The sequence below is a fragment of the Brevibacillus brevis genome, from assembly GCF_031583145.1.
Classification (GTDB): Bacteria; Bacillota; Bacilli; order Brevibacillales; family Brevibacillaceae; genus Brevibacillus; species Brevibacillus brevis_E.
This window is the reverse complement of record NZ_CP134050.1, coordinates 6,022,885-6,037,528: the sequence shown is the minus strand read 5'-3', so window position 1 is coordinate 6,037,528 and position 14,644 is coordinate 6,022,885. Positions and strand designations below refer to the sequence as shown.

General features: G+C 55.0%; 14 protein-coding genes. 8 read left to right on the top strand and 6 right to left on the bottom strand.

Annotated elements, in window-relative coordinates; all coding sequences use genetic code 11:
- Positions 1 to 3 precede the first annotated feature (3 nt).
- The gene (gene efeO / locus RGB73_RS29590) at positions 4 to 903 is read right to left on the bottom strand and encodes an iron uptake system protein EfeO (protein WP_310767408.1); all 900 of its coding nucleotides are present in this window, start codon (positions 901 to 903) and stop codon (positions 4 to 6) included.
- A gap of 372 nt (positions 904 to 1,275) precedes the next feature.
- Here efeO and RGB73_RS29585 point away from each other — a divergent pair, with 372 nt between their 5' ends.
- From RGB73_RS29585 to RGB73_RS29565, 5 genes are all read left to right on the top strand, one after another.
- Complete coding sequence (locus tag RGB73_RS29585; protein WP_310767407.1) at positions 1,276 to 1,869, top strand: TetR/AcrR family transcriptional regulator; 594 nt, start codon at positions 1,276 to 1,278, stop codon at positions 1,867 to 1,869.
- A gap of 81 nt (positions 1,870 to 1,950) precedes the next feature.
- On the top strand, positions 1,951 to 2,451 hold the full coding sequence (locus tag RGB73_RS29580; RefSeq protein WP_310767406.1) for a DinB family protein: 501 nt from the start codon (positions 1,951 to 1,953) through the stop codon (positions 2,449 to 2,451).
- Positions 2,452 to 2,537: 86 nt separating this feature from the next.
- A complete protein-coding gene (locus RGB73_RS29575; RefSeq protein ID WP_310767405.1) occupies positions 2,538 to 3,611 on the top strand; it encodes an ABC transporter substrate-binding protein in 1,074 nt (357 codons plus the stop codon).
- Positions 3,612 to 3,616: 5 nt separating this feature from the next.
- Positions 3,617 to 4,390, top strand: coding sequence for an ABC transporter ATP-binding protein (locus tag RGB73_RS29570; RefSeq protein WP_310767403.1), 774 nt, complete (start codon positions 3,617 to 3,619; stop codon positions 4,388 to 4,390).
- A gap of 4 nt (positions 4,391 to 4,394) precedes the next feature.
- Positions 4,395 to 5,189 (top strand): ABC transporter permease, encoded by a 795-nt coding sequence (locus tag RGB73_RS29565; RefSeq protein WP_310767401.1) that lies wholly within the window; start codon positions 4,395 to 4,397, stop codon positions 5,187 to 5,189.
- A gap of 90 nt (positions 5,190 to 5,279) precedes the next feature.
- Here the strand turns inward: RGB73_RS29565 and RGB73_RS29560 are convergent, their stop codons facing one another.
- Positions 5,280 to 5,495, bottom strand: a complete 216-nt coding sequence (locus tag RGB73_RS29560; protein ID WP_310767399.1) for a hypothetical protein — start codon at positions 5,493 to 5,495, stop codon at positions 5,280 to 5,282.
- Positions 5,496 to 5,681: 186 nt separating this feature from the next.
- Between RGB73_RS29560 and RGB73_RS29555 the strand changes: the two genes are divergently transcribed.
- Complete coding sequence (locus RGB73_RS29555; protein ID WP_310767397.1) at positions 5,682 to 6,779, top strand: nitric oxide synthase oxygenase; 1,098 nt, start codon at positions 5,682 to 5,684, stop codon at positions 6,777 to 6,779.
- A gap of 122 nt (positions 6,780 to 6,901) precedes the next feature.
- Here RGB73_RS29555 and RGB73_RS29550 read toward each other — a convergent pair whose 3' ends face one another.
- The gene (locus RGB73_RS29550; protein WP_310767395.1) at positions 6,902 to 8,542 is read right to left on the bottom strand and encodes a family 10 glycosylhydrolase; all 1,641 of its coding nucleotides are present in this window, start codon (positions 8,540 to 8,542) and stop codon (positions 6,902 to 6,904) included.
- Positions 8,543 to 8,756: 214 nt separating this feature from the next.
- Between RGB73_RS29550 and RGB73_RS29545 the strand changes: the two genes are divergently transcribed.
- Positions 8,757 to 9,710 (top strand): esterase/lipase family protein, encoded by a 954-nt coding sequence (locus RGB73_RS29545; RefSeq protein WP_310767393.1) that lies wholly within the window; start codon positions 8,757 to 8,759, stop codon positions 9,708 to 9,710.
- Between the two features lie 116 nt (positions 9,711 to 9,826).
- On the opposite strand, the gene RGB73_RS29540 is transcribed toward RGB73_RS29545, so the two are convergent.
- Genes RGB73_RS29540 through RGB73_RS29530 form a run of 3 tightly spaced genes read right to left on the bottom strand, consistent with a single transcriptional unit; the run spans position 9,827 to position 12,656 of the window.
- The gene (locus RGB73_RS29540; RefSeq protein WP_310767391.1) at positions 9,827 to 11,560 is read right to left on the bottom strand and encodes an SH3 domain-containing protein; all 1,734 of its coding nucleotides are present in this window, start codon (positions 11,558 to 11,560) and stop codon (positions 9,827 to 9,829) included.
- 14 nt (positions 11,561 to 11,574) lie between these two features.
- Complete coding sequence (locus tag RGB73_RS29535) at positions 11,575 to 12,510, bottom strand: hypothetical protein (RefSeq protein ID WP_310767390.1); 936 nt, start codon at positions 12,508 to 12,510, stop codon at positions 11,575 to 11,577.
- A complete protein-coding gene (locus tag RGB73_RS29530) occupies positions 12,507 to 12,656 on the bottom strand; it encodes a hypothetical protein (RefSeq protein ID WP_310767388.1) in 150 nt (49 codons plus the stop codon). The genes RGB73_RS29535 and RGB73_RS29530 overlap by 4 nt, the downstream gene beginning before the upstream one ends.
- Before the next feature lie 188 nt (positions 12,657 to 12,844).
- Between RGB73_RS29530 and RGB73_RS29525 the strand changes: the two genes are divergently transcribed.
- Positions 12,845 to 14,632, top strand: a complete 1,788-nt coding sequence (locus RGB73_RS29525; protein ID WP_310767386.1) for a vWA domain-containing protein — start codon at positions 12,845 to 12,847, stop codon at positions 14,630 to 14,632.
- Positions 14,633 to 14,644: the final 12 nt, after the last annotated feature.

Genomic DNA, 14,644 nt, shown 5'->3' with positions numbered 1-14,644 from the left:
GGGTTAGCCTCCTACTATGGTTCCCATTTTAGACAGAGGTTCCGCCAGGGCGTCCAATGCCTGGCTGAGCTTTTTCACCTGGTCTTCCTTGATATCGGTGTAGAGGACAAAGCCGTCACCCTTGCGATAGGGAGCAAGAGCCTGATCCAGCTCCTGGAATCGGGTCTCGATTTCTTTTGCCAGCGCGGCGTCTTTGGCCTCTACCGAGGATTTCAGCACTTTGAAAATCTCGTTCGCGCCCTCTACGTTTGCGGCAAAGTCGTAAAAGTCGGTGTGAGAGTAGCGCTCTTCTTCCCCGGTCACTTTGCTGGTAGATACCTCGTTCAGCAGTTCGACCGCGCCGGTGACGAGCATCGGCACATCGATTTCCACGCTTTCTACTTTCACACGGAGCTGCTTCACGTCTTGCAGCAGCTGATCGGCGACTTTGTCCTGTCCTTCGAGGGATTTGGTTTCCCACAGCGCTTTTTCGAGCTTGTGGTAACCGCGCCACTCGTTGTCAGGGACGTCGCCTTCGCGTGCGTCGATCCATGGATCGAAGTCTCCCAGCGATTCGGCGATCGGCTCGATTTTCTCATAGTAAGCGCGGGAAGGAGCATACAGCTTTTTGGCTGTTTCCATATCGCCGGCTTTTACAGCGTTGGTGAAAGCCTCCGTGGATTTTACCAGCTGGTCGGTTTGCTCGATCACCCATTTTTGGTACTTGTCGATCAAAGCCTGGAGCTCCGGCGATGCAGCAGATGCCTGGCTGGAGTCAGCAGCTGGAGTCTGGCTGCCAGCGGTGGTTTGTGCAGGCTGGGCAGTTTCAGGCTTTTTCGCGGTGTCCGCGTTTCCGCATGCGGACAGCATCAAGGAAGAACCGAGTACAACTGCGCTCAAAGGATAAACCCATTTCTTGCTCATCGTGAAAAGACAACCCCTTATCGAAATCATATAAGTGCTTGCTTATATAGCGAGAATAAAAATCATTATCAATTAACCAAAATCTAACCGTTTCTTTCCCCGTTTGCAATAGTTTTTGCAGAAAAAGTGGATTGGTTGTTGCTGGAACGTGGACAACGTAACGATTTTGACACAAAACTGGCTGGCAAATCGAGGGGCGCAGGACCGCCTGCGGAGGCTTTTCACAGTCTATTACTCGGGTGTTGTCGGCGGAAGGAGCCGCCGCCCGTGAACGGGCAGCAGGGTTGAGGTTCCAGGTGGGCTTGTGTAAACTGTTCATAATCGAGATTTGTCAGTTCGGTGCATTGAAAAGCAAGTAAAGAGGGCGTTGATATGGCCAAACAAAAAATGAACATCCACGAGCTTTACGCGGTGTCCGGTAACATCCTGATGGAAAAGGGGTATGCGGGCTTTCATTTCAAGCTCGTGTCGGACCAGCTCAATGTGAGCCGCAGCACCATTTACGAGTACTTTTCCAACAAGGACGAGCTGATCGCAGCGCTCATGGTCCATCTCATGGATACGATCATGGCGGAATACGAAGGACTGAATAACATCGCAGTACCGCTGGAGCGGCTGCGCAGGATCTTCGACTCATTCATGAAATACGCGCATCTTCATCAAATCCTGCTGTTTGCTCCCTTCGTGAACGGTGAAGCATCGCCGAGCGTCAAACAAAACCTGGCGAAGCTCCGTCAGCAGCACCATGTCTTGACCCGACTCTTGACCGATGTGATTGACGAATGCAAACAGTCCGGATCGATTCGCGCCGACATCCCCAGCAGCCTGATCGCCAGCCTCTTGTTCCAATCCATTCAGATTCCGAAAGACAAGACCATGCTGGACGCTAAGTGGAACGAGCTCATTTTCCAAGTCATGCTGGAGGGGTACGGGAGTCCACAAGCGGACACGAGGCCGAGGGAGTGAAACAGTCCCGGCTTTTCGTGTTTTGTAAACTGTAATTGAAATGAAAATTCTTGCTTCATTGAAAAGGAGGAGAGTAGCTGCATGGAGCTGTTCTACAAGCAAACCCTGCATTTGCTGGACACGGAATTAGACCGCATACGCAAGGCTCTCGAGAGGCTGCCGGAAGAGATGATCTGGAGGAGGGGGAGAGAGGGGACCAACAGCGTGGGCAACCTGTGCCTGCATCTGGCGGGCAACGAATACCACAATGTGGTGAGCGCGATTGGAAACAAGCCGTTTGTCCGTGAGCGGTCCGAGGAGTTTTTGGCGGAGAGGACGCATACGGGTGCTGAGCTGCTGGAGCATCTGACTTATGTGCGCGATGAATCGCGAAAGGAAATCGAGCGATTGACAGGGGAAGATTTGGAGCGGGTCGTCACGGTTGTCTATCCACCCGGCGCGGAGATTGCTTCCTATCAAAAGACGATCCTCGAGATTCTTTCCCATACCACGGCACATTACTCGTATCACACCGGCCAGATTGTGTACATGACCAGGCTTTTCCAGTCGGGGAACGAGCGTTTATTGAAATGGAAACATTGATCTATGCAAGTTTTTATGTTATTTTGTCGAAATATAATTAAAATTAAACGTGGGATGCTACGACTAAAATTGGAGGGGAAAGAATCGTGAAAAAGCAAGCAAGTATACTGCTCAGCGCAGCGTTGGCACTGTCCCTGGCGCTCGTGGGCTGTGGCAAGTCTGAAGGAGGCCAGACGGCGGAGCAGCAGACAGGACAAAGCGGACAAGCCGCCGCATCGGAGCCTATTAAAATTGATGTCGGTATGTTGAAGCTGACCAGCTCGGCGCCGCTGTTTATCGGGATCGAAAAAGGCTTTTTTAAGGAAGAGAACATCGATGCACAGGCAAAATGGTTTGAGGCAGCTCAACCGATCGCAGTCGCAACTGCAGCAGGCAGCGTAGACGTAGGGGCGACAGGGATCACCGCCAGCTTGTACAACATGGTCGCAGGCGGACAAAAGCTGGTTATCGTGGCGGACAAGGGCAGAGAGCAGAAGGGCTACTCTTCCTCGGCTTTGTTGTTCCCAAGCGATTCAGCCCTTAAAAGCATTGAAGAGCTAAAGGGCAAGAAAATCGGGATCACCCAAACCGGCTCGACGTACCATTACATGGCGGGTCGATTGCTGGAGAAACACGGCTTGACGCTGAACGATGTCCAGCTGGTGCCGCTCAACAGCATCAAAGGCTTGATGGAAGCGCTGAAGAGCAAGCAGGTCGATGCGATTCTGCTGAATGAACCGAACATTTCCACTGTCGTGAAAGAGGGCTATGGCAAAGTGATCGCGCAAGTAGGCGACGAAATGGACTATCAGACCTCGGGCATCTTCTTCTCGCCGAAACTGGCGGACAACAAGGACGCAGCCGAGCGCTTCCTCAAGGCGTACGCAAAAGCGACCCGCTACTACTACGATGCAGTCCTGACCCAGAAAGACGGCAAAATCGTACCGGGTGCGAACTACGATGAAGTCGTGAGCATCATCGCGAAGTACACCGACCAGGAGCCGGACATGATCAAAAAAGGTCTGCCGTACATCGACCGCGACGGAAAGCTGCTGGAGTCCGACATCAAGACACAGGTAGACTGGTACGCGAAGGAAAAACTGATCGACAAGGCGATCGATACGACAGAAATCGTTAATACCCAGTTGCTCGATGAAGCTGTGCAGAAATTAGGGAAGTGACCGCAATGAGAATCGTAGTTGAAAACGTCGACAAAACGTTTGTTGACTCGAAAAAACGGGAAGTTACCGCCCTGAAAAACATCAGCTTCGCCATTGAAAAAGAGGAGTTCGTCGTCCTCGTCGGGCCGAGCGGCTGCGGGAAGTCGACTCTGCTGAACATCGTGGGCGGACTGATGTCGCCGACAAACGGAACAGTGTATTTCGAAGGGACGAACGGAAAGAAACCGAGTCTGGGCATCGTCTTTCAGGAAATCGCGCTGTTCCCGTGGCGAAGCGTCTATGAAAACGTAATATTCGGGTTGGAAGAGCGCGGGGCCAGCAAGCAGGAGCAGCAGGAAAAGGGCAAGCATTACATCGAGATGGTCGGACTCAGCGGCTTTGAAAACGCGTATCCGAAGCAGCTGTCCGGCGGGATGAGACAGCGGGCCGGGATCGCCAGGGCGCTTGCGATCGAGCCGGATTTGCTGCTGATGGACGAGCCGTTTTCCGCTTTGGACGCGCAGACCCGCACCATCATGCAGGAAGAGCTGCTGACGATCTGGAACCGCACCAAGCTGAGCACGCTCTATGTGACGCACAACATCCAGGAAGCCGTCTATTTGGCGGATCGAGTGATCGTCTTGTCCAGACATCCTGGCCAGATCAAGAGCATCATTCAGATTGATCTGCCGAAAATCGGCCGGGATCAAGAACAGTACCGGGCCCAATTCGAACAGTATGCCGACGAGATCTGGCAGCTCATTCGCCACGATGCCCGCGAAGCGTCGAGGGAGGGGTAACAGGATGTCTGATCCACAACGACAAGTCATAACGAACCGTGTAGCCTTTTTGGAAACCAAAATTCCCAGGTATGCTGCAGTCATGGGGATTGCCTGTCTGCTCGTGATCTGGGAAGTGATCTGCCGTCTGGAAATCGTTCCTCCGCTGTTTTTGCCTGCACCTACTGCAATTTTGGCAGCGGCCTGGGACATGATCTCCAGCGGCGAGCTTTACAAGGATTTGCTCGCGAGTCTGTACCGCATTGGGGTCGGATACGCGATCGGAGCTGCCCTCGGCATTCTCGTGGGCCTGATCCTCGGGTTCTCCCGCTGGACGGATGCCATCGTGTCTCCTATCGTGTATTCGATCTACCCGATTCCGAAGATCGCCTTACTGCCGCTGATTATTTTGTGGCTGGGGATCGGCGAGCTGCCCAAGGTGGCGATCATCGCCCTCGGGGTCTTTTTCCCGGTCGTCATCAACACGTTTTCCGGCGTCAAAAACGTCGATCCGATGCTGATCAAGGCGGCCGTGACCTTCGGCTCCAACCACCTGAACGTCATTCGCAAGGTCATTTTGCCGGGCTCGCTGCCGATGATTTTCGCAGGCTTGAAGCTGTCTGCGGGAACGTCCCTGCTGCTTTTGGTGTCCGCCGAGATGGTCGCGGCGCAGGAAGGGATCGGCGCGATGGTGCTGCACTACGGGAACCTCATGATTACGACCAAGCTGATGGTCGGGGTACTGATCCTGTCCCTGCTTGGGCTGTTGTTCAACCGGGTGCTTCAATGGCTGGAGCGCAGGCTGATCCCGTGGAAATAAGAAGCAAAGGGAAACAAAAAAAGCGGTCCTGCAGAAGGGCCGCTTTTTTGTTGATTCCGTGTTTGATTGATCACCTTTTGTTCATTCTCGTCAAACCCGTCTTCTTCGATAGAGAAGCGCGAAGACCGTAGTTCCGATCAAAAGAAGGACCAGGCTTTTTCCCCCTGACACGCTCTCCTTGAACTGCTCGGTCGTGTGAAACTTGGTCGGGTCCTTTTCCACGTAGGGCAGGATCATGTCGGAAATTTCCGCGGTTTTCGTCCCCATGTACGCTTCCGTGAAGTATTTTTGAGCGATTTCCTGCAAATATCCGTTGAATTTCTCCTAGTACTCGTTCACGGACAGCAAGGCGCTCAGGAAGGAGGTATCCGCGAGAGAAACGGGATGATCGGACAAGGAATCTGACAGAGCTGTGACAGGTGTCTGATTGATTGGTAATCGCTGTGGCAAGAAATTATAATAAGGGCAATTCGAGCGTGAAAAGAGGGCACTATGGAACATCATCAAATGTGGGAAGCCGCTGAGCGCTTTATCCGTACATGCTACGGCGAGCTGGAAAAATCCACGCAAGAGACCGAGCTGCGTCTGCAGGAGGTGCGCGAGTCGATTGCGAGACACGGAGCGTACGAGCACACGGCGGAGGAGCTTGCGCACGGGGCGAAAATGGCGTGGCGCAACAGCAATCGCTGCATCGGCCGGTTTTTTTGGGAAACGCTGCACGTCTTCGATGAGCGTGAAGCAAGGACAGAGGAAGAAATGGCCGAGGCGCTGTTTCGCCATATCGAATACGCGACCAACGGCGGGAAGATCCGTCCTGCCATTACGGTGTTCGCGCCCAGGCGCGAGGGAGGCGAGCAGCTGCGCATCTGGAATCACCAGCTGATTCGCTACGCCGGGTACGAAACGGAATACGGCTTTCTGGGCGACCCGATTTCCCTGGAGTTGACCAAGGCATGCGAGCGTTTGGGCTGGCGGGGCGAGGGGACTGCCTTCGATGTGTTGCCGCTGGTCCTGCAGGCAGGGGACAAGGCGCCGCGATGGTTTGAAATTCCTCGCGAGATCGTGCTGGAAGTCCCGATCGTCCATCCGGAAATCGAGGCCTTTGCCGATCTTCACCTGAAGTGGTACGGGGTGCCGATCGTCTCCGACATGCGCTTGGAAATCGGAGGAATCGACTATTTGGCAGCGCCTTTCAACGGGTGGTACATGGGGACGGAGATCGGTGCGAGGAATTTCGCCGACCAGAAGCGTTACGACATGCTGCCGAAAGTGGCACAGATCATGGGACTGGACACAAGCAGAGAGGCTTCGCTCTGGAAGGACAAGGCGCTGGTCGAGCTGAATGTGGCCGTTCTGCATTCGTTCAAGGAGAAGGGCGTATCCATCGTCGATCACCATACGGCGAGCCAGCAGTTTATGCGTTTTGAAGAACGGGAGCAAAAAAAGGGGCGGGACGTCACCGGCGATTGGACTTGGCTTATCCCTCCCATCTCTCCTGCGGCTACGCATATTTTCCACAGCGCATACGAGAACCGGGTGGAGACGCCCAACTTCTTTTACCAGGAAAAAATGTATGGGAGGAAGGAATAAAAGAACCCCCGTTGGTCGGGGCAGCTGACATCTTTCGGTCGCTGCCCGGCCAAGCGGGGGCTTTTTTGCTGTTCGGATGGTAAGCCAGCCTTAGGCACACCCAGATTTTTCGGTTAGGTCGATCAGCGGCTGTAGTAGCTTTTGAGCGCCTGAATGATGCCGAGCGGGTTTTTCCGCAGGTCTTTCGCGCTAAAGAAGATGCTTCCCTGCACCTCGGGATGCAGCGTATTGTAGTCCAGCTGGTTGATGATCTCCTGAACGTTTTGCCAGCCGGCTTCCGAAGTCCCCAGCTTGTATGGGGAATGTCCGATGTAGAGCTTGACCCTCGTGCCTTGGACTTCGTTGGACCACCAGGTGACCAGCTTGTCGTACTGGGCAGGAGCAAATGAGAGGCTCCAGTAAATTTGCGGAGTCACGTAATCCATCCAGCCTTGCTTGATCCAGGTGCGGACATCCGCGTACATGTTGTCGTAGGCGGTCACGCCCGCCTTGGTATCGGAGCCGCTTGGATCGACGCCGATATTGCGCCATACGCCAAACGGGCTGATGCCGAACTGCACGGCCGGCTTCACGCTTTTGATGGAAGCGTTCAGCTGCTGCACGAACTGGTTGATGTTGTCGCGGCGCCAGTCGGCTTTGCTGGCGATCTTTTTGCTGTTGTACGTTTTGAAGGTAGCATCGTCGTTAAAGGTGCCGTTGGACGGATAGAAGTAATCGTCCAGATGGACCCCGTCGATATCGTAACGCTGCACGACTTCCATGATCTCCTTGATGATCTGCTGGCGCGCCTGAGGAATCCCCGGGTTGATGTACAGCTTGTTGCCGGAATTGACGATCCAGTCAGGATGCTGCTTCACCACGTGATTGGCAGCCAGCTGATCCGTTTTGGCATCGGTATTGGCGCGGAACGGATTGAACCACGCGTGGAACTGCATGCCTCGACGGTGGGTTTCCGCAATCATGAAAGCGAGCGGGTCGTAACCGGGATTTTTCCCTTGGGTACCGGTCAATACCTTCGACCACGGAACGAGCGAAGACGGATACAGGGCGTCGGCGGCAGGACGGACCTGCACGAAGACGCTGTTCATCCCCATGGCTTGCAGCTCGTCCAGCATCTGCACGTACTCCTGCTGCTGCTTGGCTTGGTTGCCGTAGGAGCCGGTAGAAGGCCAATCGAGATTGAAAACCGTAGAGATCCATACGCCTCTCATGGAGCCGCCGGTTGAAACAGGGGTGCCAGGAACGGGTGCCGGCGTGGAACCGTCTGTCACATCCTTGGGAGGAGTCGTGCTCACGTCACTCGTGCTTCCGGCGCTGCTCGAGCCGGTCGACAGCGTGATCGTCCGCGTGGCCTGCTCCCAATTGACCGTGAGGCCGAGCTGCTCGGAAACGAAACGGAGCGGGACCATCACCCTGCCTTGCTTGTTTTGAGCAGAGGCATCCAACGGAACCGAGCTGTCGTTTACAAAAGCCACGGATTGGCCTGCTGTCATGGACAACACGGTGTTCTCTTTCAAAATCGTCGCTGTCTGTTTGTCTTGATCCCAGTACACTTCCGCGCCCAGGCTTTCACTGATCACCCGCAGGGGAACCATGGTGACGTTTACACCCGGGAGTATGTAAGGCGCGACGTCACTTTTGACCTCTTGTCCGTCCAAAAGGATGCGGATCTCAGGTGCAGACTGTGCATGCACAGACAATCCCATCGCGGGCATGCACATCACGAACATAAGCAAAAGCGTAAACCACTTGCGCAACTTCATTTTGTGAATCCTCCGACAAGTATAGATTTGGCTGCAATAGGGGTACTCCTCCTAAGCGTTAGACGTTTATTATAGCGTGTTGTTTCGATCAATAGGGAGGACAAATGTATCAATTTCATAGATTCGGAAGAGAGAAAAAAGTGCAGCGGAACCAGCCAAGCCGTGCAGGAATAGGCAAAGACAGAGAGTTTTTTGCGAAGAGGAGGAAGCGAAGATGGCGTACCCTCGCTTGCAGAAGAGACCGATTGTGTTTGTTCCCGGGTTGTTTGGCTCGATGAGCGACCAGATCATCCAAGGGACAGGGGACTGGCACTTTGGCCTGGCCCGGACTGCATACGAGCCGACGATTTCGATGCTGGAGAACATGGGCTACCACATGGGTCAGCAGCTGTTTGTCGCCTTTTACGACTGGAGGCAGCCGATCGCTTATTCCGCTGACTACCTCATCAAAACCATCCGGTGGGCGAAGCAGAAAACCGGGTCGAGCGAGGTGAATCTGATCTGCCACAGCATGGGGGGGCTCGTGGCGAGGGCTTATGTACAGAGCGATTCGTACCAGGGGGACGTAAACCAGATGATCGTTCTGGCTACTCCAAACGCGGGGTCGCCCGTCAGCTATTGCTACTGGGCAGGGGGAAAGCTGCCTTCTGCGGCAGCTCCGACGAAAAACGTGGTAGAGCTGTACATGACGGTGTACTTGGCCTATTTGGAACGCGGGCTTCCCCGCAACAAAATAGAGGCGATCCACAGAAACTTTCCCAGCCTGCTCGACCTGATCCCAAGCGAAGCGTACGGAGACTACTTGCTGGAGAAAAGGGACGGGGTGGAGAGCTTCGTCCCGTACGACTCGATGGTCACCAAAAACCATGTGATGGACGAACTGAACAGCCAAATGGATGTGATTCCCGCCAGAGGGATTCGCGTCACGCTGGTAGCGGGGATCGGGCAGAGCACCGTGCACTACTTGAAGACCGTCCCGTCCCGCTCCCCGGTGAAGTGGGTCGATGGACGGGTGGTGGGAGCGATCAACAGCAAAATGGGAGACGGCAATGTGATGATGGAGAGCGTTTTTGCCTTGGACGGCCAAAAATATGTGGTAGAAGCCGACCATTTGAGTATTTTGACGAAGAGCGAATCGCTTTTAAAATTCAAGCTTCAGTGGGAGTGAAAGGACACTGCCTTTCGCCCTGCTGAAGCTTTTGGTGTATGCCGCGCCGCCCCTCTGTCATCGCCGCAATATCTCTGGCTGCGGCCCACTCGGGAAAGGCCTCCATCGGGTTGTGCTCACGGCCGCGGAGCTTGAATCCAGCCCTCTTCCTTGCCGTTGAATCGGATCTGATACCAGCCGTTCAGCTCGGTCACGACATCGAAGGTGCCGTCGAGAGAGATTTGGCCGATAATCTCATAGGTTTCCCCGGGCCCGGCGTATACGTCTGCCATAGCAGATGGTTGATCGGTTTCATCGCTACTGCCTTCATCCTGGTCGACGCCGGGGGATTCCGGTTTATCCGTTTCCGTCTGCAGCTCGGCTAGCCGTTCCTCGTACTTCAGGCCTCTGTCTTCGAATTGGAAAAGGGCAATCTCGTTTTCTCCGTCTCCTACCGCGTTTTTTATGATGACTCGCGCAGCATCTTCCACCGCGAGGTCGTCGGCTTCGATCGTAAACCGCTCGTTCAGCGAAGCGCCGGACCAATCAGGGACGAGGCCGATATAGGTGAAAGCCCGCTTGCTTCCCTGGCCTTGCACCAGAAGGACGGGATTCTTGTCGTCATCCTGCAAATCGGTAAGGCTGATGCGGACGCCCCCGCCTGTGTCGAGCGCTTTTTCCATGTACACCGGGGCCGATTCGCCTTCGAGTTTCGCAGCGGCAAAGAGGCGATTCCCGTTTTTCTCTACCCCCAGCGCGTAAACCTTGGTTCCCCAGCGATCCGTGCCGGTGAGGACCGACTGGAACGTCTTGTCCGGGTACTTTGCCGTAAGCATCCGCGCAGGATCGTACTCGGTCCAGAGCTCCTCCACTCCCGCGATCAACTGGGATGTGTCCAGCAGCTCTCCCAAGCCTTGATACAGCTCGATCGCCTTGGAGAACTGGCGTGCTTTGGCGTAGTTCTCCGCCTGCTCGATGCGGCTCTCGACATGGTCGTCGATCGCGGCGAGCACGCCGGAATCACCCGGCAGCACGTCCTTGATTTCCCGATACGCTTTTGCCATGGTGACGAAGGCTGGCAGGTCTTTTTGCCGGATCGCCTGCCTGACCTCACCGAGGGCGTAGCGTTCCAGCAGATCCCGCAGCCAATCGGACGCAATGCCCTCCTGCTTGTACAGCCGGATGCTCGCTGCCGTGCGGGCGACGACGTCGGCAAAGGGAGAGGAGGAGGCAAGCGCCCCCAGCTTCGCGGTTTCATAGCGCTGGAAAAGCGAGTGCAGCTCCTTCTGCTTGGCCTCTTTCCCCCCGAAAAACTCCGCGGGAATGATGGCCAGCGTATGAATAAAGGACTCGTTTTCGTAGGATTTCCCGGATGTGTTTGCATCAATATGGGCCTTGGACAGCTGGATGGCCGACTGGAAATAGCTGTGCAACGCTTTTTCCATACCCAGGCGCTCCGAGATGGTCTGGAAAAAGGAAGCGCTTTGCCCGCCCTGTCGGACACTTTCCTGCTTCCACGATTGGTAGCGCTCATACAGCTGCAGCATTTGTTCTTCCTGCCCGTCACCAGCGGCAGTCTGCATCTGCTGCGAAAGCGACTCCAGCTGCTGGCGGATGGCGGTCAGCTCCGCCATGAACGCCTCCCACGCTTCATCTCCATAGCGAATCCCGGAATAGGCGCTCGCCTCGGAAAAGGTTTGTTCGGCCAAAATCAGGTTGCCGGCATCGTAGTAAGCGCGCGCCTGATCGTAAGCCGCAATTTTCCCGATGCTCGCGCCGATCTTCCAGACGGCTCCGGCCAGAGCGGTCAACGTGAGCACCAGCACGATGTTGCGGACCCAGAGCGATTTGTGGTAGGAAGTGATCCCCATAAACGAGTCACCCCCTACAAGATTCCCGCAAACTCGGGATCGAACGAATAATGCGTGTCTATCCGCTGTTTTGCCGCCTCGTACAGCCGCTCCCAGCCGTCGTGGCGGTGAGTGCGGGCCAGCTTGGCCAGGCGAAGCAGGCGGTCCCTCGGCAAGTAATCGATGAATTCGATGATCAGGTCCTGATATTGCTCGGCGTAAGGCTTCATGCGCAGCGCTGCCCCGGCGACCTGGCCGATGAGCTGTTCGCCGTTTTCCTGTAGCAGAATGTACGACTTGTAGCGCTTGACGTAATCCAGCACCGACTTCTTGACGAGCGAAGGCTGGACCTTGACCACTTCGCGCAAATATTCAATGAAATCTTTGTCAAAGGTGGAAGGGATGAGCGTATCCAGTTCCAGCTCCATGTCCTTGCGCAGTATGAAGTGATTCAGGAACATGATCTTGCGGATCTTGATGGTGTCCGACTGGATGAAATGGCCGATCTCGCGCGTCTTTTCATACGCTTCCTTGATGCGTCCGGCCTTCACGTCCGCCCCGACGTCCTCGAGATGGTGCACGAGAGCTTGCTTGATCGCCGCTTGCTCCTGCGTCAGAAAGGACACGAACTGCGCGTTTTTCTCAAAGTCTCCGTACTTTCTTTGGATGAGAAAAAACAAAGCGAAGAGCACGAGACCGACCCCGCAGGCTGTCAGCAGCTGGACAAGCGTCTGTGCACAGAGGACCGCCAGGCAAACAAACAGCCCGAGCAGCAGAAAGCGCGTCTGGACGTAGCGTCGCGTGACGGTGGCCGAGAGCTTGCGGATTGGTTGATATTCCCGCCCGCATTGGTCGCAGTGCGTCTCCCACAGGACGTGATACGTGCGGCACCGCTTGCACCCTTGCAGGCGCTCGAAGGTATAGGAGGTTTTCCTCGTTTTTCGGAACAGCACCCCGATTTTCTTCCTCATGGCCTCTCCCTCTTTTCGTTCAGCAAGGCCCGCAGATGCCGATCGATCTCGGCTTCGGAGAGGTTTTGCCGCTTCAATCGAAGCAGCCTTACGAACCGGGTGGCAAGCAAGGTGAAAGCTGCAGCGAGAATGAAGTAGGTTACCATATTTTTCTCCTGTGATGGGATAGTGTCGAAATCTGTAACAAAGATTCAAGTTGTATCGTATTACGTGTAGAGGCTATTATCCATGTCTTTTTGGCTACTGTTGCCCCTGAATATAGTGGTAATAGTGTCACAGTCTTACTTTCTTTGCAATAGTTCGCAAATACTGTGCGAAGCGGAGGTTCTAAAGAATGATACGATTTGGTGTGTGGTGTCGATACGCAGTGTGTGCAGCGCTGCTGTTGATCTCGGTCGTCGCTGGCACACATCCCGGATTTGCGCAAACCAGTGCAAGCAACATGGATGCGGTGCTGGTCGTGGACGTCAGCAACTCCATGACCCAAAGCGATAAAAACAAGGTAAGCAACGAAGCGATGAAAATGTTCGTGGACATGACGTCGATTCAGAAGAACAAGATCGGCGTGATTTCCTACACGGACAAGATCGAGCGGGAAAAAGCCTTGCTCGAGGTGAACTCGGAGCAGGACAAGAACGATATCAAAGCGTTTATCGACAGTCTGCAAAAGGGCGCCTACACGGACATTTCCGTCGGGGTCACCGAAGCCGTAAAAATTCTCGATGCCGGACATGATCCCGCCAATGCGCCGATCATCGTGCTTCTGGCAGACGGCAACAACTATCTGAACGAATCCGCGGGAGGCTCCCAAGCCCAGTCGGACAAGCGGCTGCAGGAAGCGGTCAAGGCCGCGAAGAGCAAAGGCTATCCGATCTATACGATCGGCCTCAATGCCGACGGGCAGCTAAACCGGACGACTCTTCAGCAAATCGCGGCGGAGACGAACGGAAAGTTCTTCGAGACGAGCACGGCGGACAAGCTGCCGCAGATCTTGAGCGAGATTTTTGCCAATCATCTCAAGCTGAAAGTCGTGCCGATCAAAAGCTTCACGGCGAGCGGGCAGATCCAGGAAGTGCCGATCGCGATCCCGAATGCCAACGTCATGGAGGCGAACATCTCGATCATGTCGCCCAAATCGGTGGAGGTGAAGCTGTTCGATCCGGCCGGGAAGGAAGTGCCGATCCCGTCCGACCAGGTCCGCCTCTCCCGGTCCAATGCGTATACGATGATCAAGCTGATCAAGCCGCAGCAGGGCGGCTGGTCGCTGCAAGTAAAAGGAGTCCCGAAGGAAAAGATCGACATCAACATGATCTACAACTACGATCTGCAGCTGCAGATGGAGCCGGTGGGCAAACAGTCGTTCCAGGCAGGCGATGTCGTACCGGTGAAAGCGGCGCTGGTGACGGGCGGGCAAAAAGTATCCAGCCTGGATCTGTACAAGCAAATGAAAGGGACCCTCATCGTCACGGACAAGACCGACCAGAAGACGAGCGAAATGCCGCTGACCAATACCGGCAGCGGATTTGAAGGAAGCTTTACGGTTCCGGCGAGCCATGCCTACGAGCTGAAAGTCAAAGCGGAGGATACCAGCTTTTATCGGGAGACGCAGCCTCTCCTCGTCGATGCCTCTGCATCGGGAGCAGGCACCCAGGCAGGGCAGCAGCCGCCTGCAGGGGCGAATTCCGACCAGAAGCCTTTCCCGTGGCTGTTGGTCGCGGGCTCCGGCGCAGCTCTCCTCGCGGTGGTCGCTATAGTCCTGTACGTACTCTCGGTTTGGCGCAAGGCCAACAAAGGCTTTGCGGGCCAATTGGCGATCGAGATCGTGGACGAGGACACCGGCGACAAATCCAATCCGCAGTACAAGAAACTGAGCGCCTTTAAAGGCAGGGTGAAGCTGCATCAATTGCTGCAGCTGGCGCCGGAGTTCCAGGAGACGGACAAGGTGATCTTCCTTCCGGGGAAAAACGATACATTGATTCTGGAGAACCGCTCCACGTGCCGGATCGAGAAGGCAGGCCGCGTGCTCGACATGAGCCATGGCAAGGAATTGAAGAAGAACGACCGCATCAAGATTACGCTGACCAGCGTCAACAAGTCCGTTTTTGTAGACTACATCGTCTAGGAGTGGATCGAA